19 protein-coding genes and 2 pseudogenes are annotated in these 23,523 nt (G+C 70.4%); 7 read left to right on the top strand and 14 right to left on the bottom strand.

Annotated elements, in window-relative coordinates:
- Positions 1–2 precede the first annotated feature (2 nt).
- A pseudogene (locus ACFX43_RS15670) lies at positions 3–956 on the bottom strand (biotin/lipoyl-containing protein); the annotation flags it as partial.
- Between the two features lie 47 nt (positions 957–1,003).
- Positions 1,004–2,131 (bottom strand): annotated as a pseudogene (locus ACFX43_RS15675) (ROK family protein); the annotation flags it as partial.
- A 122-nt stretch (positions 2,132–2,253) separates the two neighbouring features.
- On the opposite strand from ACFX43_RS15675, the gene ACFX43_RS15680 reads away from it, so the two are divergent.
- Positions 2,254–5,412, top strand: coding sequence for an alpha-N-acetylglucosaminidase TIM-barrel domain-containing protein (locus ACFX43_RS15680; protein ID WP_378828129.1), 3,159 nt, complete (start codon positions 2,254–2,256; stop codon positions 5,410–5,412).
- 49 nt (positions 5,413–5,461) lie between these two features.
- Here ACFX43_RS15680 and ACFX43_RS15685 read toward each other — a convergent pair whose 3' ends face one another.
- The 3 genes from ACFX43_RS15685 to ACFX43_RS15695 form a co-directional block, all read right to left on the bottom strand.
- Positions 5,462–6,610: a sterol desaturase family protein gene (locus ACFX43_RS15685; RefSeq protein WP_378828142.1), complete on the bottom strand. Its 1,149-nt coding sequence runs from the start codon at positions 6,608–6,610 to the stop codon at positions 5,462–5,464.
- A gap of 65 nt (positions 6,611–6,675) precedes the next feature.
- On the bottom strand, positions 6,676–7,512 hold the full coding sequence (gene fdhD / locus ACFX43_RS15690; protein WP_378828156.1) for a formate dehydrogenase accessory sulfurtransferase FdhD: 837 nt from the start codon (positions 7,510–7,512) through the stop codon (positions 6,676–6,678).
- Positions 7,500–8,015, bottom strand: a complete 516-nt coding sequence (locus ACFX43_RS15695; protein WP_378828161.1) for a hypothetical protein — start codon at positions 8,013–8,015, stop codon at positions 7,500–7,502. Before ACFX43_RS15695 ends, fdhD begins: the two co-directional genes overlap by 13 nt.
- A gap of 141 nt (positions 8,016–8,156) precedes the next feature.
- Here ACFX43_RS15695 and ACFX43_RS15700 point away from each other — a divergent pair, with 141 nt between their 5' ends.
- The gene (locus ACFX43_RS15700) at positions 8,157–8,807 is read left to right on the top strand and encodes a DUF1345 domain-containing protein (protein WP_378828177.1); all 651 of its coding nucleotides are present in this window, start codon (positions 8,157–8,159) and stop codon (positions 8,805–8,807) included.
- Here ACFX43_RS15700 and ACFX43_RS15705 read toward each other — a convergent pair.
- Complete coding sequence (locus ACFX43_RS15705) at positions 8,776–9,042, bottom strand: helix-turn-helix domain-containing protein (RefSeq protein ID WP_378828187.1); 267 nt, start codon at positions 9,040–9,042, stop codon at positions 8,776–8,778. The two genes, ACFX43_RS15700 and ACFX43_RS15705, sit on opposite strands and share 32 nt — an antisense overlap.
- 54 nt (positions 9,043–9,096) lie before the next feature.
- On the opposite strand from ACFX43_RS15705, the gene ACFX43_RS15710 reads away from it, so the two are divergent.
- Entirely contained in the window at positions 9,097–10,011 is a 915-nt protein-coding gene (locus ACFX43_RS15710) for a hypothetical protein (protein WP_378828195.1), read from the top strand.
- A 10-nt stretch (positions 10,012–10,021) separates the two neighbouring features.
- Here ACFX43_RS15710 and ACFX43_RS15715 read toward each other — a convergent pair whose 3' ends face one another.
- On the bottom strand, positions 10,022–10,423 hold the full coding sequence (locus ACFX43_RS15715; RefSeq protein ID WP_378828205.1) for a TIGR03668 family PPOX class F420-dependent oxidoreductase: 402 nt from the start codon (positions 10,421–10,423) through the stop codon (positions 10,022–10,024).
- Between the two features lie 79 nt (positions 10,424–10,502).
- Between ACFX43_RS15715 and ACFX43_RS15720 the strand changes: the two genes are divergently transcribed.
- Positions 10,503–11,234 (top strand): hypothetical protein, encoded by a 732-nt coding sequence (locus ACFX43_RS15720; RefSeq protein WP_378828212.1) that lies wholly within the window; start codon positions 10,503–10,505, stop codon positions 11,232–11,234.
- Here the strand turns inward: ACFX43_RS15720 and metH are convergent.
- Positions 11,216–14,872 (bottom strand): methionine synthase, encoded by a 3,657-nt coding sequence (gene metH / locus ACFX43_RS15725; protein ID WP_378840924.1) that lies wholly within the window; start codon positions 14,870–14,872, stop codon positions 11,216–11,218. The genes ACFX43_RS15720 and metH overlap by 19 nt on opposite strands.
- Before the next feature lie 246 nt (positions 14,873–15,118).
- Here metH and ACFX43_RS15730 point away from each other — a divergent pair, with 246 nt between their 5' ends.
- Positions 15,119–15,967 (top strand): PAC2 family protein, encoded by an 849-nt coding sequence (locus ACFX43_RS15730; protein ID WP_378828229.1) that lies wholly within the window; start codon positions 15,119–15,121, stop codon positions 15,965–15,967.
- A gap of 118 nt (positions 15,968–16,085) precedes the next feature.
- On the opposite strand, the gene mshC is transcribed toward ACFX43_RS15730, so the two are convergent.
- From mshC to ACFX43_RS15750, 4 genes are read right to left on the bottom strand one after another with little or no spacing between them, the layout of a single operon-like run.
- Positions 16,086–17,318 carry a cysteine--1-D-myo-inosityl 2-amino-2-deoxy-alpha-D-glucopyranoside ligase gene (gene mshC, locus ACFX43_RS15735; protein WP_378828259.1) on the bottom strand — a complete coding sequence of 411 codons (1,233 nt, stop codon included), beginning with the start codon at positions 17,316–17,318 and terminating at the stop codon, positions 16,086–16,088.
- Positions 17,319–17,350: 32 nt separating this feature from the next.
- Positions 17,351–18,154, bottom strand: coding sequence for an SCO1664 family protein (locus tag ACFX43_RS15740; protein WP_378828275.1), 804 nt, complete (start codon positions 18,152–18,154; stop codon positions 17,351–17,353).
- Positions 18,141–18,746 (bottom strand): DUF3090 domain-containing protein, encoded by a 606-nt coding sequence (locus tag ACFX43_RS15745; protein WP_160023889.1) that lies wholly within the window; start codon positions 18,744–18,746, stop codon positions 18,141–18,143. Before ACFX43_RS15745 ends, ACFX43_RS15740 begins: the two co-directional genes overlap by 14 nt.
- A gap of 2 nt (positions 18,747–18,748) precedes the next feature.
- Positions 18,749–19,486: a histidine phosphatase family protein gene (locus tag ACFX43_RS15750; RefSeq protein ID WP_378828307.1), complete on the bottom strand. Its 738-nt coding sequence runs from the start codon at positions 19,484–19,486 to the stop codon at positions 18,749–18,751.
- A gap of 69 nt (positions 19,487–19,555) precedes the next feature.
- Here ACFX43_RS15750 and corA point away from each other — a divergent pair, with 69 nt between their 5' ends.
- A complete protein-coding gene (gene corA, locus ACFX43_RS15755) occupies positions 19,556–20,536 on the top strand; it encodes a magnesium/cobalt transporter CorA (RefSeq protein ID WP_378828319.1) in 981 nt (326 codons plus the stop codon).
- Here corA and ACFX43_RS15760 read toward each other — a convergent pair.
- Positions 20,533–21,735: a hypothetical protein gene (locus ACFX43_RS15760; protein WP_378828329.1), complete on the bottom strand. Its 1,203-nt coding sequence runs from the start codon at positions 21,733–21,735 to the stop codon at positions 20,533–20,535. The genes corA and ACFX43_RS15760 overlap by 4 nt on opposite strands.
- Positions 21,735–22,175, bottom strand: a complete 441-nt coding sequence (locus ACFX43_RS15765) for a hypothetical protein (protein WP_378840927.1) — start codon at positions 22,173–22,175, stop codon at positions 21,735–21,737. The genes ACFX43_RS15760 and ACFX43_RS15765 overlap by 1 nt, the downstream gene beginning before the upstream one ends.
- Before the next feature lie 152 nt (positions 22,176–22,327).
- On the opposite strand from ACFX43_RS15765, the gene ACFX43_RS15770 reads away from it, so the two are divergent.
- Entirely contained in the window at positions 22,328–23,506 is a 1,179-nt protein-coding gene (locus ACFX43_RS15770) for a mandelate racemase/muconate lactonizing enzyme family protein (protein WP_378828337.1), read from the top strand.
- Positions 23,507–23,523 lie beyond the last annotated feature (17 nt).

Below are 23,523 nucleotides of genomic sequence, written 5' to 3' on the forward strand. Positions count from 1 at the left end.
GACTACTTGATCTCGGCGATGATGGCGCCGTTGGCGACGGTCTCGCCGACGGTGGCGTTGAGGCCGGTGATGGTGCCGGTCTTGTGGGCTTTGAGGGGCTGTTCCATCTTCATGGCCTCGATGACCACGACGACGTCGCCTTCGGTGACTTCTTGGCCTTCTTCGACCGCGATCTTGACGATGGTGCCCTGCATGGGGGAGGTGACCGAGTCGCCGGAGGCGGCCGCACCGGCCTTCTTCGCGGAGCGCTTCGGCTTCTTCGTCGCACCGGCGCCGCCGCCGACGGCGAGGCCACCGAGCCCGGCGGGCAGCGAGACGGAGAGGCGCTTGCCGCCGACCTCGACCACGACGGTCTGACGCTCGCCGTCCTCGGCGGGCTCGCCGGCAGCACCGGCGTACGGCGCGATCTGGTTGTCGAAGTCGGTCTCGATCCAGGTCGTGTAGACGTCGAAGGAGCCGTTCTCGGCGGTGTAGGCGGGGTCGGTGACCACGGCTTGGTGGAACGGGATGACGGTCGGCATGCCGTCGACCTGGAACTCGTCCAGGGCGCGACGCGAGCGTTCCAGGGCTTGGGTGCGGTCGCGGCCGGAGACGATCAGCTTGGCGATCAACGAGTCGAAGGCGCCCGGGATGGTCTCGCCCTTCTCATAGCCGCCGTCGAGACGTACGCCCGGGCCGGCGGGCGGCGCCCATTGGGTCAGGGTGCCGGGGGCGGGCATGAAGTTGTTGCCGCCGTCTTCGGCGTTGATGCGGAACTCGATGGAGTGGCCGCGGACCTCGGGGTCGTCATAGCCGAGCTCCTCGCCGGCGGCGATGCGGAACATCTCGCGGACCAGGTCGATGCCGGTGACTTCTTCGGAGACGCAGTGTTCGACCTGGAGGCGGGTGTTGACCTCGAGGAAGGAGATGGTGCCATCGGCGGCGACCAGGAACTCACAGGTCCCGGCGCCGACGTAGNGCGTGGGTCGAGGGCGCCCCAGACCCGCGTGACCGCGAGTCGTACAGCGCCCGAGACGACGGCGTCGTCGACCAGCGGCGACAGCTGGACCTCCGGAACGTTGACCAGCAGGTCGCGAAGCTCGGAGACGACGGCGTCGCGCAGCACCTCGCCGGCACGCGCGACTCCCCCACCGATGACCACGGCATGCGGGTCGAGCACGAGCATCGCCGGGGCAACGGCCCGGGCGAAGGTCCTCGCCACGTCACGCACGACGCCGAGCGCCTCCTCCTCACCCTCCGCGGCGGCGTCGAAGACCTCGGATGCGCGGGTGGCCCGGGAGTGAGCCCGGGCGATCGCGGAGCCCGCCACCGCCCGTTCCAGGGGCCCGCGCCCGTCGCTCTGCTTCGCCGGCGCGGCTCCGCCCGGAGTGATGAAGCCGACCTCCCCGGCGGCACCGGCACCCCGGTGGACGCGGCCGTCTATGACGACGCCGGCCCCAAGCCGCTCACCCCAGTGGATCGCCAGGATCGTGTCGGGGTTCTGACCGGTGTCGCCGTCTCGACTGGCGGCGATCGCGAGGGCGGCGAGGTTGGCGTCGTTGTCCACGAGGACACCGCAGTCGACGAGCCCGCGTACATGGCTCACGAGGTCGACGTCGGCCCAACCAGGGATGCTCGGTACGTGCACGACCCGCCCCGTCTCGGCGTCGACGACTCCGGGGGTGGCGACCACGACAGCCCGCAGCTCCTGCGCGGCCACGCCCGCCCCACCCAGCGCTGCCGCGACGACCTCGTCCACGACGTCGAGCAGCTCGTCCGCCGACCACCCGGGCCCGGACTCGTGCGTCCGGCGCCGTTCGCTGGCGAGCCACTCGCCCGCGGCGTCCGCCACGGCAGCGGTGACGGTGTGAGGTCCCACGTCCAGCCCGAGGACCGGCGCCGCCCGGCCACGGAGGGCGACGCGGATGGCCGGTCTCCCCGGGCCGCGGTCACGCTGGTCCGGGTCATGCTGCTCGAGCCAGCCGCCGGCCAGGAGCTCGTCGACGACCTGGGCCACCGTCGGCCGGGTCAGCCCGGCTCGCTCGGCGATCTCAGCGAGCCGCAGCGCCGCCGGCGATGCGCTCCGTAGGACGTCGAGCACCGTCGCGACGTTCATCGACCGCAACCGAGCCGTCCCGACCGTCGATCCCATCGCTGTGGTCACGCCTCTTGTGCCTCTCTCACTCCGGTGTTAAAAAAGGTCCGTTCTAAATTATCAAACCGACGGTTCCACCGCCCCGCCGCCCTCCTCCTCCTCGCAGAGAAGAGTTGACCGTGACCGTACCTTCCCGCATCGCCCATCGGGCGATCTACCGGCCGCCCACCACCATCGTCGCGCTCGCCGCCCTGGCCCTGGCCCTGACGACGAGCGCGACGACCATGCTGGCGACGGCGACGCCCGGCGCCGCTGCCCCGGCCCTCACCACCGCCGGCACCCTCGACGCGTCGGCGCACGAGGAGGCGGCCGGCGAGCTCCTCGAACGAGCGATCGGCGACGCCGCCTCCCAGGTGACCCTCGACCTCGTACCTGCCGACGACGACGGCTCGGAGACCTTCACCATCTCCGGCCGGCCCGGACGGATCACAGTGGCGGCCACCAGTCCCGTGGCGCTCACCGCGGGCGCGGGCTGGTACCTCAAGCACGTCGTGCACGCCGGGGTGAACCTCGGCAACCCGACCCCGAGCGTGCCCGACCGGCTGCCTGCTCCGGCGACGCGGATCGTCAAGCAGGCCCACGAGGCCAACCGGTTCGTCTTCAACGACACCAACGAGGGCTACACCGACCCCTACCTCGACTGGGAGGGCTGGCAGGAGCTGCTCGACAACTACGCGCTCCACGGGGTGAACCAGGTCTACGTCGGCGTCGGCACCGACGCGGTCTATCACGAGCTGTTCCAGCGGTACGGCTACACGGACGCCGAGATGAAGGCCTGGATCCCGCAGCCCGCCCATCAGCCGTGGTGGCTGCTGCAGAACATGTCCTCCTCGCAGGAGCCGATGACCCAGCATCAGCTGGAGGAGCGCGCCGACCTCGGTGCGCGGATCGTCAAGCGGGCCAAGGAGCTCGGCATGACCCCGGTGCTCCCGGGCTACTTCGGCACCGTCCCGACCGACTTCGAGACCCGCAACCCGGCGGCCGAGGTCGTACCGCAGGGCGACTGGGTCGGCTACCAGCGACCGGGCTGGCTCGACCCCACGAACCCGGTGTTCGCCGAGGTGGCGGCCGACTTCTACCGCATCTCGGCCGAGATGCTCGGCGCGGCCGGCGGCTACAAGATGGACCCGCTGCACGAGGGCGGACGGCCCGGTGACGTACCCGTCGCCGCGGCGGCGACCGCGATCCAGGATGCTTTGAGGGCCGCACACCCGCAGGCACTGTGGGTGATCCTCGGCTGGCAGAACAACCCCTCCGCCGCTCTCCTGTCCGGCATCACCGACAAGAGCCGCCTGCTCATCGTCGACGGGCTCTCCGACCGGTACGCCGACTTCGACCGGGAGACGAAGTGGCCCGGGGCGCCGTACGCCTTCGGCTCGATCTACAACTTCGGCGGTCACACCACGATGGGGTCCAACAGCCAGGTGTGGCTGAACCGCTATTTCGCCGCCCGCGCCAAGGCGGGGTCGAATCTCGTCGGGGTGGCGATCATGCCTGAGGGCTTCTACAACAACCCGGTGTCGTACGAGCTGCTCGCGGAGCTGCCGTGGCTCGACGCCAAGCCCGACCTCGGCGAGTGGCTGCGAACGTACGCGCTCGGTCGCTACGGCACCGACGCCGCCGCCGACGCCTGGGACGTCCTCGGCAGAACCGCGTACGCGACGCCCGCCAACGGCTGGTCGGAGTCGCAGGACAGCCTGTTCACCGCCGAGCCCAGCCTGTCGGCGAACCGCTCCGCGGAGTGGTCCCCCGGGTTCGCCCGCTACGACCTGGCCGCCTTCGAGGCAGCCCTGCCGGAGCTCGCGGAGGCCGCCCCCTCGATCGCGCAGCGGGAGGCGTACCGGTACGACCTGACCGACACGACCCGTCAGGTCATCGCCAACCGCAGCCGAGCGCTCCTGCCCGAGATCGCCGCGGCGTACCGGGCGAAGGATCTGGCGACGTTCGACACGCTGACCGCGGCCTGGCTGCGGCTCATGTCCCGACTCGACACCGTCCTCGCCGCGGACGACGACTTCCTCCTCGGGCCGCGGCTCGAGAGTGCCCGCGCCGAGGGTGGCGCCGTCGCCGAGCACGACCTGCTCAACATCCTCACCGCCTGGGGTCACCGGGCCGGCTTCGACAGCGGCCTCGGCGACTATGCGAACCGGGAGTGGCAGGGCCTCGTCGGCGACTACTACGCCAGTCGCTGGAAGCACTACTTCACGACCCTGCGTACGGCCTTCACCTCGGGTCAGGCACCGGCCACGACCGACTGGTTCTCGTTCGCCGAGAAGTGGGCGAACACCTCGCACCGCTTCCCGACGAAGGCCTCCGGCGATCCCGTCGCGCTGGCACAGGAGACGATCGCTGACCTGGCGACGGACCCGTCGTCGACCCGGGTCGGCATCTCGGCCTCCGGCGCCGTCCGCCCGACGTCGCCCGCGACGGTGACGACGACCGTGACCAACACCAGCGGGCTTCCTGGCGGGATCGACTCGGCCACCGTCACGCTCGAGACCCCAGAAGGGCTCGACGCCGAGGCCACCTCGCCGACGACGGTGTCGGCGATCGGTCCGGGCGAGAGCCGTACGGTCACCTGGCGCGTGTCGGTCGCCCCGGGTGGGTCACCGGACGTGCTCGCCACGCTGAAGGCGACCACGACGTTCACCTCCGGCGGAGACACCAGCACGCGCACCACCAGCACCCGCGTCCTCGTGGGCGACGCTCCGGGCGACCCGTGGCGTACCTTCGCGAGCACCGACTCGTCGTTGGCCACGAACGGGGACCGCATCGCCCTCTCGACCCGGGGTGCCGACATGTGGGGTACGACGCTGCAGTTCGGCACGGCGTATCGGGACAACGCGATGGTCGACGGCACCTCGGTCACCCTTGCGGTGAACCAGCAGGACAGCGAGGGCTCCCGCCCCTGGGCGCGCTCCGGGATCCTGGTGAGCTCGGACCTGTCGCGGGCGCAGTCACCGGGCACGGTCAACCTCGCCGTCACGCCGGCCAACGGCTGCGTGCTGTCCTGGAGCCCGGGCACGACCGGGTCGCTGTCGCAGTTCGTCCAGAGCCGCACCTTCGCCGCTCCCGTCTGGCTCCGCCTGACGCGCACCGGCTCGACCTACACGGGCGAATGCAGCGCGGACGGTACGACGTGGACGACCGTGGGGACGGCGACGCCGGGTGGCACCGTGTCGGCGCCCGACGTCGGCCTCTTCTCCTCGGCCGCCAACTCCGGCGGTGCGGACCGGCTGACGACGGTGTTCTCCGGCTGGTCGATCCGCACTCCCTGAGCGCGGTCACGCCCGGGGATGCCGCTGAGCTCGCTCAGCGGCATCCCCGTCAGCGGACGTGGTCCTGATAGGTCCGTGCCCCCAGGAACGGGGCGACGTGCTGGGCGAGGATCCCGACCGGGACGGTCTCGCGCTTGAGGACGCCGTACTCCTCGGGCCAGCTGCCGTCGCGCGGAAGCTTGAAGGAGCCCATCAGCATGTCGATCACCGGCAGGTGGATGGCGTAGTTGCGGTCCCAGTAGTCGAGGTGCCGGGCATGGTGCCAGTGGTGGTAGCGCGGCAGCACGATGAGGTACTCCAGCCAGCCGAACCGGATGCCGAGGTTGGCGTGGGCGACCACCGCCTGGATGCCGACGAGCACGGCGTACGCGTTGACGACCGAGGTCGAGAAGCCGAGGAACAGCAGCGGCAGCAGCACGATGCTGCGGGTCAGCACGGTCTCGACGAAGTGCACCCGGGAGCCGGCCAGCCAGTCGAGCTCGGGGCTGGAGTGGTGCACCGCGTGGAAGCGCCACAGCACCATGATCCGGTGGTAGCAGCGGTGCAGCACCGCCTGGGCGAGGTCGGCGAGGAAGACGGCGAGCAGGAAGGCCACGACGAACGGCAGGCCGTCGATCCAGGCCTGTACGCCCGGCACCTTCACCGACGAGACCACCAGCGAGGTCGAGGTCGTGACCAGGATCAGGATGAGCTGGACGAGGACGTGGCTCATGAAGAAGTAGCAGGCGTCGGTGCGCCAGCCGGGCCGGAAGACCGGCACCGGGCGGCGGGCGAAGGCGTGCTCGAGCGGGATGAAGACCAGCGCGGAGAAGAACAGGGCGAGCACGAACCAGTCGAGGCCGAGCGAGAACGGCGTGTCGTCGACCGGACCGTCGAACGGGACCTCGGTGCCGCCGAGCAGCACCGCGGCGGTCGCCGTCCCGACGCCGATGAACGCCACCCGCTTGTGCTGGTCGCGCAGCACCGCGATCGTGCCGGCGAAGAACGCGGCCGCCAGGCCGACGAGCAGCAGCGTACGCGCGAAGTCCTCGGTGTAGACGGCGCGGAACTCGCGGGTGGTGAGCAGCTCCGGAAAGTGGAAGCAGAGCACGGTGGCCAGGCTCAGGACGCCCAGGAAGCACGAGGCGGCCGGCGCGAGCAGGTGGTGGCGCAGCAGGGCGAAGCGCGGGCGCCGGGTGGCGCTTTCGGTCTCGGACATGGCAGCAGTCTTGCCGCCGGCCCACCGGCTGCGCCTGAGCCGGCGTACTCAATTCCGACGTGGACTCAGCCGACGGGCACGGCCGCGATGCGGTCGGTTCCGGCGTAGATGTTCATCGAGGATCCGCGCAGGAAGCCGACCAGGGTCAGGCCGTTGTCGTCGGCCAGGTCGACGGCCAGCGAGGAGGGGGCCGAGACGGCGGCGAGCAATGGGATGCCGGCCATCACGGCCTTCTGGACGAGCTCGAAGGAGGCCCGGCCGCTCACCATCAGCATGCTGTTGCGCAGCGGCACCAGACCCTCGCGCAGCGCGTGCCCGATGACCTTGTCGACCGCGTTGTGGCGGCCGACGTCCTCGCGTACGCAGAGCAGGTTGGCCTCCGCGTCGAAGAGCCCGGCCGCGTGCAGACCGCCGGTGCTGTCGAAGACGCGCTGCGCCTCCCGCAGCCGCTCCGGCAGGACGGAGAGGAGCTCCGGGGTGACCCGCAGGGTGTCCTCGGCGACCGTCCAGGCCGAGGACGTACGCACCGCCTCGAGGGACGCCTTCCCGCACAGTCCGCACGATGAGGTCGTGTAGAAGCTGCGCTCCAGGGAGGCGTCCGGCGGCGGGACGTGGGCGGCCAGCCCGACGTCGACCACGTTGTAGGTGTTGCCGCCGTCGGCAGTGGCGCCGGCGCAGTAGCGCACGCTCGCGACGTCGTCGGCGGAGTGCACGACGCCCTCGCTGACCAGGAAGCCGACGGCCAGGTCGAAGTCGTTCCCGGGAGTGCGCATCGTGACGGTCAGCGGCCGGCCGTTGACCCTGATCTCCATCGGCTCCTCGGCGGCCAGCTTGTCCGGCCGTCGCGAGATCACGCCGTCGCGCACCCGCAGCACGGGCCGTCCGACTGTCACTCTTCCCATGTCAGCTCCTGTTGTGTGGGGTCCTGAGAAGTCATGGTCTGGCGAGCCCTCGCGCGGACGCCGGCGTCGCAGCAGAAGCCCCGGCTGGTGCGCTTGAGGCAGAGGAGCCCGACACAGCGCCCGTCCTCGACCACGGCCAGCCTGCGGCATCGGTTGCCGGTCATCCACACCCAGGTCTCCCAGAGATCGGCGTCGGGGGCGACCGTACGGCCCCGCAGCGTGCCCATCGTCGTCGCCGGTCGGTCCCCGCTCGCCTCGACCTCGTGCGGTTCGATGACCGTGATCAGCCGGCCGCCATCGACGACCAGAGCCGCGTGCACGTGGTCGTCGCCGAAGAGATCTCGTACGTCGCGTCCGGTCGCCGTGACGGGGAGCAGCTTCGGCCGGCGGACCATGGCATCGGCCACGGTCGCCTCGCCGGGCGCGTACGCGAGCCGTCCGCCGCCGAACTCGACCCCACCCTCGTTGCGGGTGGTCGACTCCTCGATCCTGCTGAGGGGCACCTGTCCTCTTCTCGTTCGCGCTGCCGGTCCTGATGGACACCACGGTACGCTGCGCTCCCCGTCCTCGTCGCCGCTCACCCGGAGTCGCTGTCCGCACGCACACCGACAACTGTGACCGGCGACGACGGGTAGCCTGCAGGCGTGAGTCGGACGAGTTCGCACACGCCTCTCCCCTCCGCCGCCGGGGTGCGGCTGGCCGGCTCGCTGCTGGCCGGAACGGTGGCGGCCGCAGCCGGCGTACTTCTCGTCGACGCCCAGATCGGCACTCTTCTCGGGGTGGCGGTCCTCCATGCGGCGTTCGTCGCCTCCGGCTGGACCGCGCTGTGGCCGCTCGATGCCGGCACGACCCGCGCCAACACCCGCCGGGAGGACTTCCGGCCAGCGACCGAGGAGCTCGTCGTGGTCGCCATCTCGCTGTGCGGGCTGCTCGGGATCGTGATGCTCCTCGTCGTCGGCCACTCCTCCCAGGGACGTCTCGCCGCCGCGGTCGCGCTCGTCGGCGTCTTCCTTGCCTGGGCGAGCCTGCACCTGATGTACGCCGCGCGCTACGCGCACCTCTACTACGCCGACGACGCGGGCGGGATCGACTTCAACTCCGACGACAAGCCCGCCTACCGGGACTTCTTCTACTTCAGCTACAACCTCGGGATGACCTACCAGGTCTCCGACACCTCGGTGACCAGCTCCCGGATACGCTCCGTCGTGCTGAGGCACACCCTGCTCTCGTACGTCTTCGGCGCGGTGGTGCTGGCGAGCACGATCAACCTGGTGGCCGGGATCGCAGCGGGCTGACGTCCGGCCGCTTCCGCGCGTGGGTCGCCCACAGCTCGGTCGCCGAGGCGACCCGTAGGGCGTAGGCGGCAGCCGCCAGCTCGGCGACGTCCATCACCTCGGCCAGGGACCGGCCGGTCAGCTCCTGGATCCGGCGCAGCCGGTTGCGCACCGTGTTGGGATGGCAGTAGAGCAGGGGGGCGGCGCGGCGGAGATTATCGGCAGGGTGCCACCAGTTGGGCCGTCGACTCGGCACCGGATCGCCCAGCCACGTACGATCTGCCTACCTACGACTGGGGCCGGAGGTTCCGTGAACGAAATCCAGCTCAGCGACCTGACTCTGGGACGCCATCTCGCCCAGGGCTCCCAGGGCCGCATCATCGAGCTGGCCGACCACCCCGGGACGGTCGCGAAGCTGTACCGGACGCGAGAGCTCGGTCTCGTGGACGGCCGTGCCCTGGCGGAGCTGGTGCGGATCCGCGGGCTCGTCGAGAGCGAGGGTCTGCAGGTGGACCACTTCGCCGCGTGGCCGCACACGGTCGTCCTCGACGGGCTGCGCACCGCCGGCTTCCTGATGCAGCGGGTCCACGAGCCGTTCCTGGCCGGCTTCGGTCCCGCCACCGCGCTCGCGGAGCTGGGTCTGCTCGTGGACTCAGGCGACGTACGCAGCCCCGGGATCTACGAGCGGGTGCTGCTGATGCGGGCGCTGGCCGCGGTGATGGACGCGCTGCACCGGCAGGGACTCGTCCTCGGCGACCTCTCGCCGCGCAACATCGCCTGGTCGGTGTCGCCGATCCCCCGGGTGATGCTGCTCGACTGCGACGGGATCCGGCCGGCCGGCGAGGACGGCGTGCTGCCTCCTGCCGACACCCGCGGCTGGGAGGACCCCACCAACCTCGGCATGCCACCGACCGCCGACAGCGACCGCTTCAAGCTGGCCCTCACGATCGCCCGCGTGCTCACCGGCGACCGCAACGCCGCCCCCGCGCTCCGGCCCGACCTGACCTTCGCCGGCGAGGCCGGCATCCTGGTCGGTCCGTTGACCCGGCTGATGGACCAGGCCGCCGGCCCTCCCGGGCTGCGCCCGACCGCGTCACAGTGGGCCACCGTCCTGGACGTACGCAGCCCCTGGGCCGGAACGGCCCCGCCGGCGCCTCCGGCGATGCGCTCCCGGGGTCCGTCTCCCAGCGGGGAGATCCTGCGCCCCTTCCGACGATCGCGCTGATCCCGGCGCCTCAGATCGCCGACCAGCCGGTCCATCGGGTGACCTCGATGACGATCACCGGGCCGGTCGGCGGCTGCGTGCGGTAGTCGGCGTACTTCGCGACCAGCGGGTCGAGGTCGTAGGACGCGTGCACCCGGGCGACGCCGTCGGCACGTGCCCACCACAGCTGCGACCAGTCGTCGTCGTAGGCGTCGACCAGGAGCGATACCGTCGGGTTCGCCGCGATGTCCTCGAGCCGCCGCAGCCGGGTGGTCGACTTGGGCTTGTGGTCGACCGCGGTGAGGATCTTCTCGCCCGCCAGGGCGAACACGATCGGCACGATCCGGGGCGCCGCGTCAGACGAGACCGTCGCCAGCCGCGCCACCCGGGCACCGGCGAACCGCTCCCTGGCCCACTGCTCCTCGTGTCGCACCGTCCGAGCCTATCCGCGGTCGGCGAGGGCGGCGGGGAGACGGATACGGTGTCCCGCATGGCTCCCGAACCTCTCCCTCGTGCTGCCTGCTGAGGCCGAGCGGCTGCTCACCGTCGACCTGGTCGAGTGGCTCGCCGATCTGGTCGATCCGGCGCTGCTCCGGCAGGAGTCGCCGAAGGCGCGGCTGCAGGGGCTGCGCAGCGCGGTCGTCCACCGGATCGGGGTCAACGAAGCGTCCGCGCTGCTGCACTTCCGCGACGGGCTCGAGCACAACCCGCTGCCGCTGCGCGACCAGGACGGGCTGCGGCTGGTGCTGGTCACCAGCCGCGGCGAGGATCTGGCCGTCGACGACGTCGAGTTCGCCGACTGGAGCCGCGACGACGACTGCCAGCGCTGCCGGACCGCGCTGGAGAGCTGGGCGCCACCCGCCTTCGACAACGGTGCGCGGATCACGGCCGTCGGCGGCCTGCACATCGCCTACGACCACGCCGACCGCGCCGGCATGGAGCCCGAGAAGCTCTTGGCCAGGCTCCGGCCGGCGGTCGCCGAGGCCAACGCCGCGCTCGGCTCCTGGGACGCCTCGACGGTCGGTGCCTACTGGTATCCCGCCACCGAGACCTGGGCCCACGTCATCCCGCTGGCCCTGGACCGGGAACGCGACCCGGTGGCGGGCGTGCTCACCCGCCACCCGGACGGCTACCACCTCGTCACGATCCTGACGCGACGTACGGCGTTCTGGAACGTGGTCAGCGTCGGTCAGGTCCCGCCTGCGTGGCTGGACGACCCCGAGGATCAGTCCTCGGGGTCGTAGCCCAGGTTCGGCGAGAGCCAGCGCTCGGCCTCAGTCATCGTCCAGCCCTTGCGACGGGCGTAGTCGGCGACCTGGTCCTGACCGATACGGCCGACGACGAAGTACTGCGAGTCGGGGTGGCCGTAGTAGAGGCCCGAGACCGACGCGCCCGGCCACATCGCCATCGACTCGGTGAGCTCGATGCCGGTGTTCGCCTCGACGTCGAGCAGCGACCAGATGGTCTGCTTCTCGGTGTGGTCGGGGCAGGCCGGGTAGCCCGGAGCGGGGCGGATGCCGGAGTACTTCTCGGCGATCAGGTCCTCGTTGGGGAGCTTGCCGTCGCCGCCCTCATCGGCGGCGTAGCCCCAGAACTCGGTGCGTACCCGCTCGTGGAGCCGCTCCGCGAACGCCTCGGCGAGGCGGTCGGCGAGGGACTCCAGCAGGATCGCGGAGTAGTCGTCGAGGTCGTCCTTGAACGCCTTGACCCGGTCGGGCAGGCCGATCCCGGCGGTCACCGCGAAGGCGCCGACGTGGTCGGCCCCCTCGCCGACGGGCGCGACGAAGTCGGCCATCGACTTGTTGGAGATGCCGTCGCGGTGCTGGCCCTGCTGACGCAGCTGGAACAGTGTCGCGCGCTCCTCGGTGCGCGAGTCATCGGCGTAGACGACGACGTCCTCACCGGTCGAGTTGGCCGGGAACAGGCCGTAGACGCCGCGTGCCTCGATCCACTTCTCCTCGATGACCTTGTCGAGCATCTCCTGCGCGTCGTCGTAGAGCTTGCGCGCGGCCTCGCCGGTGGCAGGGTTGTTGAGGATGTCGGGGAAGCGCCCCTTCATCTCCCAGGCGTTGAAGAACGGCTGCCAGTCGATGTAGTCGCGCAGCTCCGCGATCGGGTAGTCCAGCAGCGTGTGCACGCCGGGCTGCGCCGGCTCCGCCGGCAGCAACGAGAAGTCGATCTCGGGCTTGTTGGCCTTCGCCTGGACGTACGTCAGGGAGACCCGCTCGCGCCGCTCGGCGTGGCGCTCGCGGAGCGAGTCGTAGTCGGTCTTGACCTCGGCCATCAGCTTCTCGCGACGCCCCGCGTCGAGGAGGGCCGCCGCGGTCGGCACCGAGCGGGAGGCGTCCTTGACCCAGACGACGGGGCCGTCGTAGGCCTTGTCGATCTTGACCGCGGTGTGGGCCCGCGAGGTGGTGGCTCCGCCGATGAGCAGCGGCAGATCGAGCCCGACGCGCTGCATCTCGGTCGCGAAGCCGACCATCTCGTCCAGCGACGGCGTGATCAGGCCGGAGAGGCCGATGATGTCGGCGTCGTGCTCCTTGGCGGCGTCGAGGATCTTCTGCGCAGGCACCATCACACCGAGGTCGATCACCTCGTAGTTGTTGCACTGCAGCACCACGCCGACGATGTTCTTGCCGATGTCGTGGACGTCGCCCTTCACGGTGGCCATCACGATGGTGCCGTTCTTGGTCTCGGCGTCGCCCGGCTTCTTCTCGGCCTCGATGAACGGGATCAGGTAGGCGACCGCCTTCTTCATCACCCGGGCGCTCTTGACCACCTGCGGCAGGAACATCTTGCCGGCACCGAACAGGTCGCCGACGACGTTCATGCCGTCCATCAGCGGCCCCTCGATGACCTCGATCGGACGGCCACCACGAGCCGAGATCTCGGCACGGAGCTCCTCGGTGTCGGCCTCGACGTAGGCGTCCAGGCCCTTGACCAGCGCATGGGTGATCCGCTCGCCGACCGGCAGCTCGCGCCAGGCCTCGGCCTTGGCCTCCGCCTCGGGTGAGTCCTTGTTGTACTTCGAGGCGATCTCCAGCAGCCGCTCGGCGGCGTCGGCGCGCCGGTTGAGCACGACGTCCTCGATCCGCTCCCGCAGCTCGGGGTCGACCTCGGAGTAGGGCACCAGGGCGCCGGCGTTGACGATGCCCATGTCCAGGCCCGCCTCGATCGCGTGGTAGAGGAAGACCGCGTGGATCGCCTCGCGCACGGGGTTGTTGCCGCGGAAGGAGAAGCTCACGTTGGAGATACCGCCGGAGACCTTCGCCCCGGGGAGGTTCTGCTTGATCCAGCGAACCGCCTCGATGAAGTCCACGCCGTACGTCGCGTGCTCCTCGATCCCGGTCGCGACCGCGAACACGTTGGGGTCGAAGATGATGTCGTCGGGCTCGAAGCCCACCTCGTCGACCAGGATCCGGTAGGCCCGCTCGCACACCGCGATCCGGCGCTCGTAGGAGTCGGCCTGGCCGTCCTCGTCGAAGGCCATCACGACCGCGGCGGCGCCGTAGCGCTTGCACAGCTCGGCGTGCTCGACGAAGGACTCCACGCCCTCCTTGAGCGAGATCGAGTTGACGATCGGCTTGCCCTGGACGAGCTTGAGGCCGGCCTCGATGACCTCCCACTTGGAGGAGTCGATCATGATCGGGACCCGGGAGATGTCGGGCTCGGAGGCGACCAGGGTCAGGAACCGGGTCATCGCCGCGACCCCGTCGATCATGCCCTCGTCCATGTTGACGTCGATGACCTGCGCGCCGTTCTCGACCTGCTGCGCGGCCACGGAGAGCGCGGTGTCGAAGTCGCCGGCCTTGATCAGGTTGCGGAACTTCGCCGACCCGGTGATGTTGGTCCGCTCCCCCACGTTGACGAAGAGGCTCTCCTCGGTCACGGTGAACGGCTCCAGGCCGGAGAGCCGCAGCGCGGGCTCGACCTCGGGGACGTCGCGGGGCGCGACACCTTCGACCTGCTTGGCGATCTCGGCGATGTGGGCCGGGGTGGTGCCGCAGCAGCCGCCGACCAGGTTCACGAACCCGGCCGTGGCGAACTCGTGGACGTGGCCCGCGGTGTCACTCGGGCCTTCGTCGTACTCGCCGAAGGCGTTCGGGAGCCCCGCGTTGGGGTAGCAGGAGACGAAGGCGTCCGCGACGCGGGCGAGCTCGGCGATGTAGGGGCGCATCTCCTGGGCGCCGAGCGCACAGTTGAGGCCGACCAGGAGCGGGTCGGCGTGGCGTACGGAATCCCAGAACGCCTCGGTGACCTGCCCCGACAGGGTGCGACCGCTGGCGTCGGTGATCGTCCCGGAGATCACGACCGGCCAGCGGCGGCCGTACTCCTCGAAGACCTGCTGGACAGCGAAGATCGCCGCCTTGGCGTTGAGGGTGTCGAAGATCGTCTCGATGAAGATCAGGTCCGAGCCGCCCTCGAGGAGCGCGCGGGTCGCGTCGGCGTAGGCGTCGCGGAGCTGCTCGTAGGTGACGTTGCGGGCACCGGGGTCGTTCACGTCCGGGCTGATGGAAGCCGTACGCGTCGTCGGGCCGAGCGCGCCGGCGACGTAGCGCGGCTTCTCGGGGGTCGAGTAGATGTCCGCGGCCGCACGAGCCAGGCGCGCCGCCTCGAAGTTGATCTCGTAGGCGAGGTCGGCCAGGTCGTAGTCGCTCAGCGAGACCGCGTTGGCGTTGAACGTGTTGGTCTCGATGATGTCGGCGCCGGCCTCGAGGTATTCACGGTGGATGCCCTCGATGATCTGCGGCTGGGTCAGGTTGAGCAGGTCGTTGTTGCCGATGAGGTCGGTGGGCCAGTCCTTGAACCGCTCGCCGCGGTAACCGGCCTCGTCGGGACGGTCACGTTGGATCGCAGTGCCCATCGCACCGTCGAGCACCATGATCCGCTCCTTCAGGGTGGCGGTCAGGGTCTCGGTGACATCAGGGCGCAGACTCACTCTTGTTTCCTCTCCCGGGCGGGCACGGTGGTGTGCACGGCTTTGCCTGAAACACGCTACGGCGTAGGTGCCCGGGCTATGCCATTTCATTCCGAATCCTGACACCGGCAGTCCACCAGGTGGGAATTGAGAAGGTGTACGCAGGGTGAACGACGCCGACTCCCTGGTCTCGGTGACTAGGGTGGAGGTGTGATCGAGATCGAAGAGACCCGCGACCTGGTCGATCCTGTGGTGATCGCCGCGTTCGAGGGCTGGAACGACGCGGCCGATGCCGCCTCCGGCACGGTTGACCATCTGATGGATGTCTGGCACGCGCGGGTGGTGGCCGAGATCGATCCCGAGGACTTCTACGACTACCAGGTCAACCGTCCGGTCACCGGCACCGACGAGAACGGCTTCCGTTCCATCACCTGGCCCACCACCCAGGTCGCCGTCTGCTCCCCGCCCGACCTGGACCGCGACATCATCCTGGTGCGCGGAATCGAGCCCAACATGCGCTGGAAGCAGTTCGTCAGCGAGATCCTGGAATGCGTCGACGAGCTCGGCGGCCAGCTCGTGGTGACCCTCGGCGCGCTCCTCGCCGACGCTCCGCACACCCGGCCGATCCCGGTCTCCGGCACCGCCACCGAGCCCGACCTCGTCGACCGCCTCAAGCTCGACTCGCCGTCCTACGAGGGGCCGACCGGCATCGTCGGCGTGCTCCAGGAGGCCTGCATCCAGTCCGACATCCCCGCGGTCTCCTACTGGGCCGCGGTCCCCCACTACGTCGCCGCCCCGCCCTGCCCCAAGGCCACCCTCGCGATCATCAACAAGCTCGAGGACCTTCTGCAGTGCTCCATCCCCCTCGGCGATCTCCCCGAGGACGCCCGAGCCTGGGAGCGCGGCGTCAACGACCTCGCCGAGGAGGACGAGGACGTCTCAGACTACGTACGCTCCCTCGAGGAGGCCCGCGACACCGCCGACCTTCCCGAGGCCAGCGGCGACGCGATCGCCCGGGAGTTCGAGCGCTACCTCAAGCGGCGTACTGACGAGTCGTAGAACCGGGCGCAGGGATACCCGGTTAACCGGGTATCCCTGCGCTTCTCGGGCAATGCAACACCCGAGAAGCGCAGGAAAAGCCTGAGCGGTGTGACGCATGTGGCCCCTGGGACCGACGTCAGAGCTTGATGCCGAGCGCGGCGTCGACGACCTTGGAGATCGTCTCGCCGGCGAGAGCGTCGGAGGTCTCGGCGAGACCGCCCTCACCGAGGGTGGCCGCGACCCAGGCGTCGACGGCCTCGACCGCACGCGGGGCGTCGAGGTCGTCAGCCAGGGCACCGAGGACCGTCTCGACGACCGGGGCGGCAGGAGCGCCGCGGCCGAGAGCGACGGCCTTGCGCCACTCGGCGATCTTGTCGACGGCGTCGAAGAGCTTGGCGTCGGTCCACTCCCAGTCGTCGCGGTAGTGGTGGCCCAGCAGCACCAGCCGGATCGCCATCGGGTCGATCTCGGAGTTGCGCAGGGCGGAGACGAAGACCAGGTTGCCGCGCGACTTGGACATCTTGTGGCCGTCGTAGGCCACCATCCCGCCGTGGGTGTAGATCTCGGCGAAGTCCTTGCCTGCCGACCGCGCGTGCGAGCCGGACATCTCGTGGTGCGGGAAGACCAGGTCGGAGCCGCCGGCCTGGACGGTGAACCCGGCACCGAGGTGCTCCAGAGCGATCGCGGTGCACTCGATGTGCCAGCCGGGGCGGCCGGGGCCGTAGGGCGAGGGCCAGGACGGCTCGCCGGGGCGCTCGGCGCGCCACAGCAGCGGGTCGAGCGGGTCCTTCTTGCCGGCCCGCTCGGGGTCGCCGCCGCGCTCGCCGAAGAGCTCGATCATCTCCGAACGGCCCAGGCGCGACTCCTCGCCGAATGCGTCGTCGACGGCCACCGAGGCGTACACGTCCTCGTCGACCTTGTAGATCGCGCCGGCCTCCTCGAGCTCGCCGATCAGCGAGACCACCAGCGGGATCGACTCGACCGCGCCGATGTAGTGCTGCGGTGGCACGACCCGCAGCGCCTCCATGTCCTGCCGGAAGAGCTCGGTCTCGCGCTCGGCGAGCGCCTCCCACTCGATCCCGACCTTGTCGGCCCGCTCGAGCAGCGGGTCGTCGACGTCGGTGACGTTCTGGGTGTAGCCGACCTCGTAGCCGGCGTTGAGCCAGGCCCGGTGGAGCAGGTCGAAGGCGACGTAGGTGTTGGCGTGGCCCATGTGGGTCGCGTCGTAGGGCGTGATGCCACAGACGTACAGCGAACGTCGCCCCTGCCCCTCCGTCGGGACGACCGCGTCCCGCTGATGGTCATAGAGCTGCACCTCGGGCCCGTTGACGGACAGTTCTGGGACTTCGGGTGCAGACCATGCGCGCATGGGTGCAGCCTACTTGGCGGGGACCACGTGTCTCAGAAGGGCGGCCACGGGATGACATGGCGGTCGTACTCCGGCCGCGGGAAGACCCCCTCGGCGAGCAGGGTCTCGCAGCGCCGGCCGAGCGCGTCGACCTCCCGGCCCGTCAGGTACGCAGCCAGCTCCCGCCCCAGCGCACCGTCGAGCCCCGCGTGGACCGCACGGATGCCGGAGAGCTCCTCGTCGGAGAAGCCCTGCCCCCGCCATCCCCACAGGATGGTGCGCAGCTTCGGCTCCTCGTGGAAGGTCAGCCCGTGGTCGCAGCCGTATCGGCGCCCACCGGAGACCGGCAGGACGTGGCCGCCCTTGCGGTCGGCGTTGTTGGTGATCGCGTCGAAGACCGCCATCCGTCGCAGCCCGGGCGTGTCCTCGTGGGCCAGGGTGACGACCCGGTCCCGATCGTCGAAGCCGTCGAAGACCCGGAGGTAGCCGTCCGGCACCGCCCCCTCCGGCACGATGGTGACCGGCTCGAGGCTCTCGTCGGCATGGACCCAGCGCTGGATCATCCCCGGGCCGTGCGGCCCGTCGCCGAGCCAGGTCTCGGGGACCACCGACCATCCCAGCGTCTCCGAGACGAGGTACGCGGCTACCTCGCGGTGCGCGAGCTGCCCGTCGGGGAAGTCCCACAGCGGCCGCTCCCCCGCGATCGGCTTGTAGACCACCTCGGACTCGCCGAGCGTGGCCAGGAACGTCGCGTTGGAGGCGGTGGTCAGCCGCCCGATGAGCTCCAGCGACCCCTCGTTCTCGGGGGCGCTGGGCGCGATCTCCGGGGCCGGATCCACAGGATCAGACCGGGTCACGCCGCTTGAACCCGTTCGCCCGGACGCACAGGTGTCCCTCGGGGTCGATCGGGCTGCCGCAGAACGGGCAGTTGGGGCGTCCGGCGCCCAGCACTGCCTCGGCCCGCTTGACGAAGGCACGGGCGTTGCGCGGAGCGATCCGGACCAGGAGCACCTCGTCGGGCTCCGGCTCCTCCAGCTCGATCGCCGCCACGGCGTCCTCGTCGACCAGCTGGCCCGACTCGTCGACCTCGGCGATGATCTCGGTCTCGCTGATCGGGAAGACCTCGAGGACGACCTTGTCCTCGTCTGGGTCCCAGGCCAGCGTCATCGTGCCGGCCCGGAACTCCTCCTCGATCGGCTGCTCCAGCGGTCCGTTGTCGTCGAGGTCGTAGGGAGCGATCGCCGGCACCACGGCGGGCGCCGACTTCATCACCTCGTCGAGGAGCTCGTCGAGCCGTTCGGCGAGCACCGTGACCTGCTGCTTCTCCAGGGCCACGGAGACGACTCGCGCTCCCTCACGCGCCTGGAGGAAGAACGTACGCGCCCCGGGCTCGCCGACGGTGCCGACGACGAATCGTTCGGGCGGGTCGAAGGCGTGCATCACAGGCATGGTCAAACCTTATCCAGACCTGGCTCAGGACCCGAGCCACCGCCCACGACGGCGTCGTCGTTGCGCCGCCGCGACGACTTGCGTCCCTTCTTCGCGGCCGGCTTCGGGGCCAGCCAGGACAGGTCGCCGGCGTGCGTGTTCGTGGCCAGGATCGAGGGACGCCCCTCGCCGTAGCGGACGACCGAGATCGAGGCGGGGTCTACGTGCAGCCGCTGGAAGAGGTCCAGGTGCATCCCGAGCGCGTCGGCCAGGATCGACTTGATCAGGTCGCCGTGGCTCACGCACAGCCAGACCGCGGCGTCGCCGTGCGCGGCCGTGACGGCGGCGTCGTGGCGGCGTACGGCCTCGACTCCTCGGGCCTGCATGGCGGCCATCGACTCGCCACCGGGGAAGGTGACCGCGGAGGGCTGGGTCTGCACCGTCTTCCACAGCTTGCGGCGCGCCAGCGTGGTGATCTTCTCCCCCTGCCACTCGCCGTAGTCGCACTCGGAGACGCCGTCCTCGACGACGACGGTGGGCTGCTCGGCGCGACCCTCGAGGATCACCGACAGCGTCTGCTGGCAGCGCTCCATCGGACTGGTCACCGCGAGCGCCAGCGGGACCGGCGCGATCCGCTCGGCGGCTCTGCCCGCCTGCTCCACGCCGCGCTCGTCCAGCCTCACCCCGGGAAGCCGACCGGCCAGGGTGCCGGATGCGTTCGCCGTCGTACGGCCGTGTCTCACCAGGATCATCGTCGCCACGACTCGCGACCCTATCCACACCGGTGAAGCCGGCCCACAATGCCGGGCAGCATGCCCTAACCTGACAACGTGATCGTCGACAGCGCTCTCTACCGCGGCGGTGCGCGCGACAGGATCGACTGCGCACCCCACGACTACGCCACGCTGCGCAGCGGCGTGAAGGACGAGGGCGACTTCGTCTGGCTCGGGCTCTATCAGCCCAGCCAGTACGAGCTCGAGGAGGTCGCCGAGGCCTTCGGGCTGCATCCGCTCGCCGTCGAGGACGCGCTGACCGCCCACCAGCGGCCCAAGCTGGAGCGCTACGAGGGCGGGATGTTCCTGGTCGTCAAGACGCTCTGGTACGTCGACTCCGAGGACGCCGTCGAGACGGGCGAGGTCGCCTTCTTCATCGGCCCCGACTACGTGATCACGGTCCGCCACGGTCGCGGAACCCGGCTCGCGCCGGCCCGTGAGCTCCTGGAGAACAGCGACGAGCACCTCCTCACCGAGGGGCCGTACTCCGCAGTCCACGCAGTGGTCGACTACATCGTGGACGGCTACGTGGACGTCGCCACCGAGCTCACCAAGGACGTCGACGAGGTCGAGACCTCGGTCTTCTCCGACGAGCGCACCCACGACTCGGCCCGGATCTACCGGCTCCGCCGGGAGATCGCGGAAGTACGCCGCGCGGTGATGCCTCTTCGCGAGCCGGTGCGCCGCTTCGCCAACGGAGAGGGCGGGATCGACCCCGACCTGCGCCCCTACTTCCGCGACGTCCTCGACCATCTCGCCTCCATCGTGGAGTCGATCGAGAACCTCGAGACGTTGCTGTCCTCCGCCTTCGAGGCCCACCTGGCACAGCTCTCGCTGCAGCAGAACGACGACATGCGCAAGATCTCGGCGGGCGCGGCGATGATCGTGGTGCCGACCCTCATCGCTGGGATCTACGGGATGAACTTCACCCACATGCCCGAGCTCGACTGGAGGTTCGGCTACCCGTTCGCGCTGCTGCTGATGGGTGGCGTGATCACCGGGATGTGGATCTTCTTCCGCAAGTCCGGCTGGTTCTAGTCGAGCTGCTCGACCGGGCGGGCGTCGAGGTGCTCCCGGTCGCACCACAGCGAGAGGTCGTCGGCGAACTCCGACTCGGCCTCGCCGCCCCGCGAGTCGAGCTGCTCGCCCTGGTTCCACTCGGTGAGCATCACCGCGTCGTCGTAGCCGGCCGGCATCCGCGGGCCCTGGTAGCGGACCGCGACGACCTCCTTCTCGCGCACCGAGATCATCCACGCCCAACCCACGTCGTCGCCCTTGGCCGGCTGCCACGCGAAGACCAGCGGGCCACGTTCGCCCTTCGTGGTGACGCAGTGCTTGCGCAGCGTCGGCGCCGAGCAGGGCTCGCGGGTCATCCAGGCAGGCGGGGACGGCGCGGCGAGGACGTCGATGTCGGCATCCGGCATGCCTGTGAAGTCAGGTGAGGAGCGCTGCAGCAACCGGCCGCCGATGGCATCGGGACCGAACTGCTTGCGGAGCGGCGACCGGATGACGCCCTTGTAGTAGCCGTAGCCACCGCGGCCGCCGACATAGGCCTGGGCGATGCCGTGGTCGGTGTTGCGAACCAGCTCGTACGCGGCGGGGTCGGGCTCGCCGCCCTCCCAGTCGTCGAGCTCCTCACCGAGGGCGAGGGTCGAGGAGGTCGCCTGGTAGCGGAGCCGCGGGTCCTCGACGACGGCGACCAGCTTCTCGACACCGATCGGCAGGTCGAGCCTGCGGGGGTCGCCGGTGATCGTCGGCCCGGCGTAGCCGACCGAGGCGGTCTCGCCGCCCTCACGCAGCAGCACGACCCCGACGCCGCCGGGGTCCTCCTCGGGCTCCTCCTCGGTCCAACGCAGCTGCATCTCGGCGTTCTTCACCTCGGTCGGCAGGTCGACGCAGTGCTGCCCGAGCTCGCCCCGGCACCCACCCTCCGCGGGCGGCTGAGCCGAGACGGCGACGCTCACCAGGTCGCCGTCGTACTCGCCGTCGGCGCCGTAGCGGAGGTCGACCGAGACCTGCTCGGGAGGCGTGGACTCGTCGGTGTAGGAGGCGGCCCGGCTGGAGGTGTCGGTCGGCAGGTGCTCGAGCGCGACCGCCGCGACGGCGCGGTGGGTGATCCGGCCGGGATCGCTGCCGGCGCCGGCGTCGACAGCCTCGCCGGAGCACCCCGCGACTCCGACCAGGATCCCGACGACGCCGGCCACGGCGAAAGGCCTCACGACCTTGGCAGTGCGCATCAGTGGAGGAAGGTGAACAGGGGTGAGTCGGGCTCGATCCGCTCGATGAGCAGGTCGCTGGCGCCCATCCGCTCGAGCAGCCCGTCGAGACCGTCGGCGGAGTCGAGGTCGATGCCGATCAGCGCGGGACCGTGCTCGCGGTTGGACTTCTTGACGTACTCGAAGACGACGATGTCCTCGCCGTCGGCCAGCACGTCGTCGAGGAAGCCGCGCAGCGCGCCAGGAGCCTGCGGGAAGGAGACCAGGAAGTAGTGTCGCAGGCCCTGGTGGATCAGGGCACGCTCGAGGACGTCGGAGTAGCGGGAGACGTCGTTGTTGCCGCCGGAGAGGACGGCGCCGACACGTGAGGCGCCGCGCAGGTCGATCTGGCTCAGGGCCGCCACCGCGAGCGCGCCGGCGGGCTCGGCGATGATCCCCTCGGTCTGGTAGAGCTCGAGCATCTCCACGCAGATGNGTCGGATGCGACGACGATGGAGCTTGCGGTCCGCCCGGCTCGTCGCACTCCCGGGGGTTCCCGTCGGCCTGTCCCTCCGGCCGCACATCAACGACGGCCTCACGGCCGCGGCCAACAAGGGCTAGGGGCCGACGAACCATGCGCATCACGGGCTATCGCACGCTGACGACCGTGCACGACTGGGGCCGTCCCATCGGCGACGTCAACGGCGCTGTCGGATCGGGCAAGACGGCCGTTCCGATCGTCGTGCTCACCACCGACTCGGGACTCGAGGGCATCGGCCTCGGCCACCACCAGGGCCTCGACGTCGTCTTCCCTGCTCTGGAGGGCGAGGACCCGATTGCCGTGCAGGCGCTCTACGACCGGATGCTGTCGTGGGTCTTCAAGTCCGGGCACGGCGGTGCGGTGTTCGGAGCGATCGGAGCACTCGACATGGCGCTGTGGGACCTCAAGGCCAAGGCGGCCGGCCAACCGCTGTGGCGCCTGCTCGGCGGGCGCGACCGGGTCGTACCGGCGTACGCCTCCGGCTTGGACGGGCCGCTGACCGACGACGAGCTGGCCGCGCTCCAGACCCGGTTCGCCGACCGTGGCTTCACGGCCGTCAAGATCAAGGGCGGCCTGGACGTCGAAGCCGACCTGCGGCGCCTCCATCTGGTGAGCGACGTCTTCCACGACCGGACGGGTGCCGCGCCGGCGCTGATGCTCGACGCCAACGAGTCCTGGTCGCGCAAGGAGGCGGTACGCCACATCGGCCGCCTCGAGGAGTCGGTCGACCTCGCCTGGGTCGAGGAGCCGGTGCGCCGGTGGGACGTCGACGGACTGACTCGCGTCTCCCAGTCGGTGCGTGCGGCCGTCGCGACCGGGGAGAACCTCACCGGGCTCGAGCAGTTCCGGCCGCTGCTGCAGGCCAACGCGGTCGACGTCGTGCAGACCGGCAGCGTCTGGGGGATCAGCCACTTCCTGCGCGTGGCCGCCCTCGCGCTGGCCTTCGACCTGCCGGTGAGCCCGGTCGGCTACAACGCCAATCCGATCGCCCACGCAGCCACGGTCGTCCCCAACCACCTCTCCCTGGAGGTGCAGGACCTGCATCTGCCCTTCGGCATCGAGTCCGACCAGGAGATCGAGGACGGACACCTGGTCCTCGGCGACCTCCCCGGCCTCGGCCTGGTCGTCGACGAGGCGGCGATCGAGCACATGAACGAGGCCGCCGACTGGGGACGCCACGGCGGACCCCACGTACGTCCGGAGCGGGCCGGTCGCAGGCTCGTACGCAAACCCTCACTTCACCCGCGCCCCCAGGGCCCCGCCGCACGCTGACCTGCCCCACACGAAAG

This window comes from Nocardioides sp. YIM B13467 (assembly GCF_042788075.1).
Classification (GTDB): domain Bacteria; phylum Actinomycetota; class Actinomycetes; order Propionibacteriales; family Nocardioidaceae; genus Nocardioides.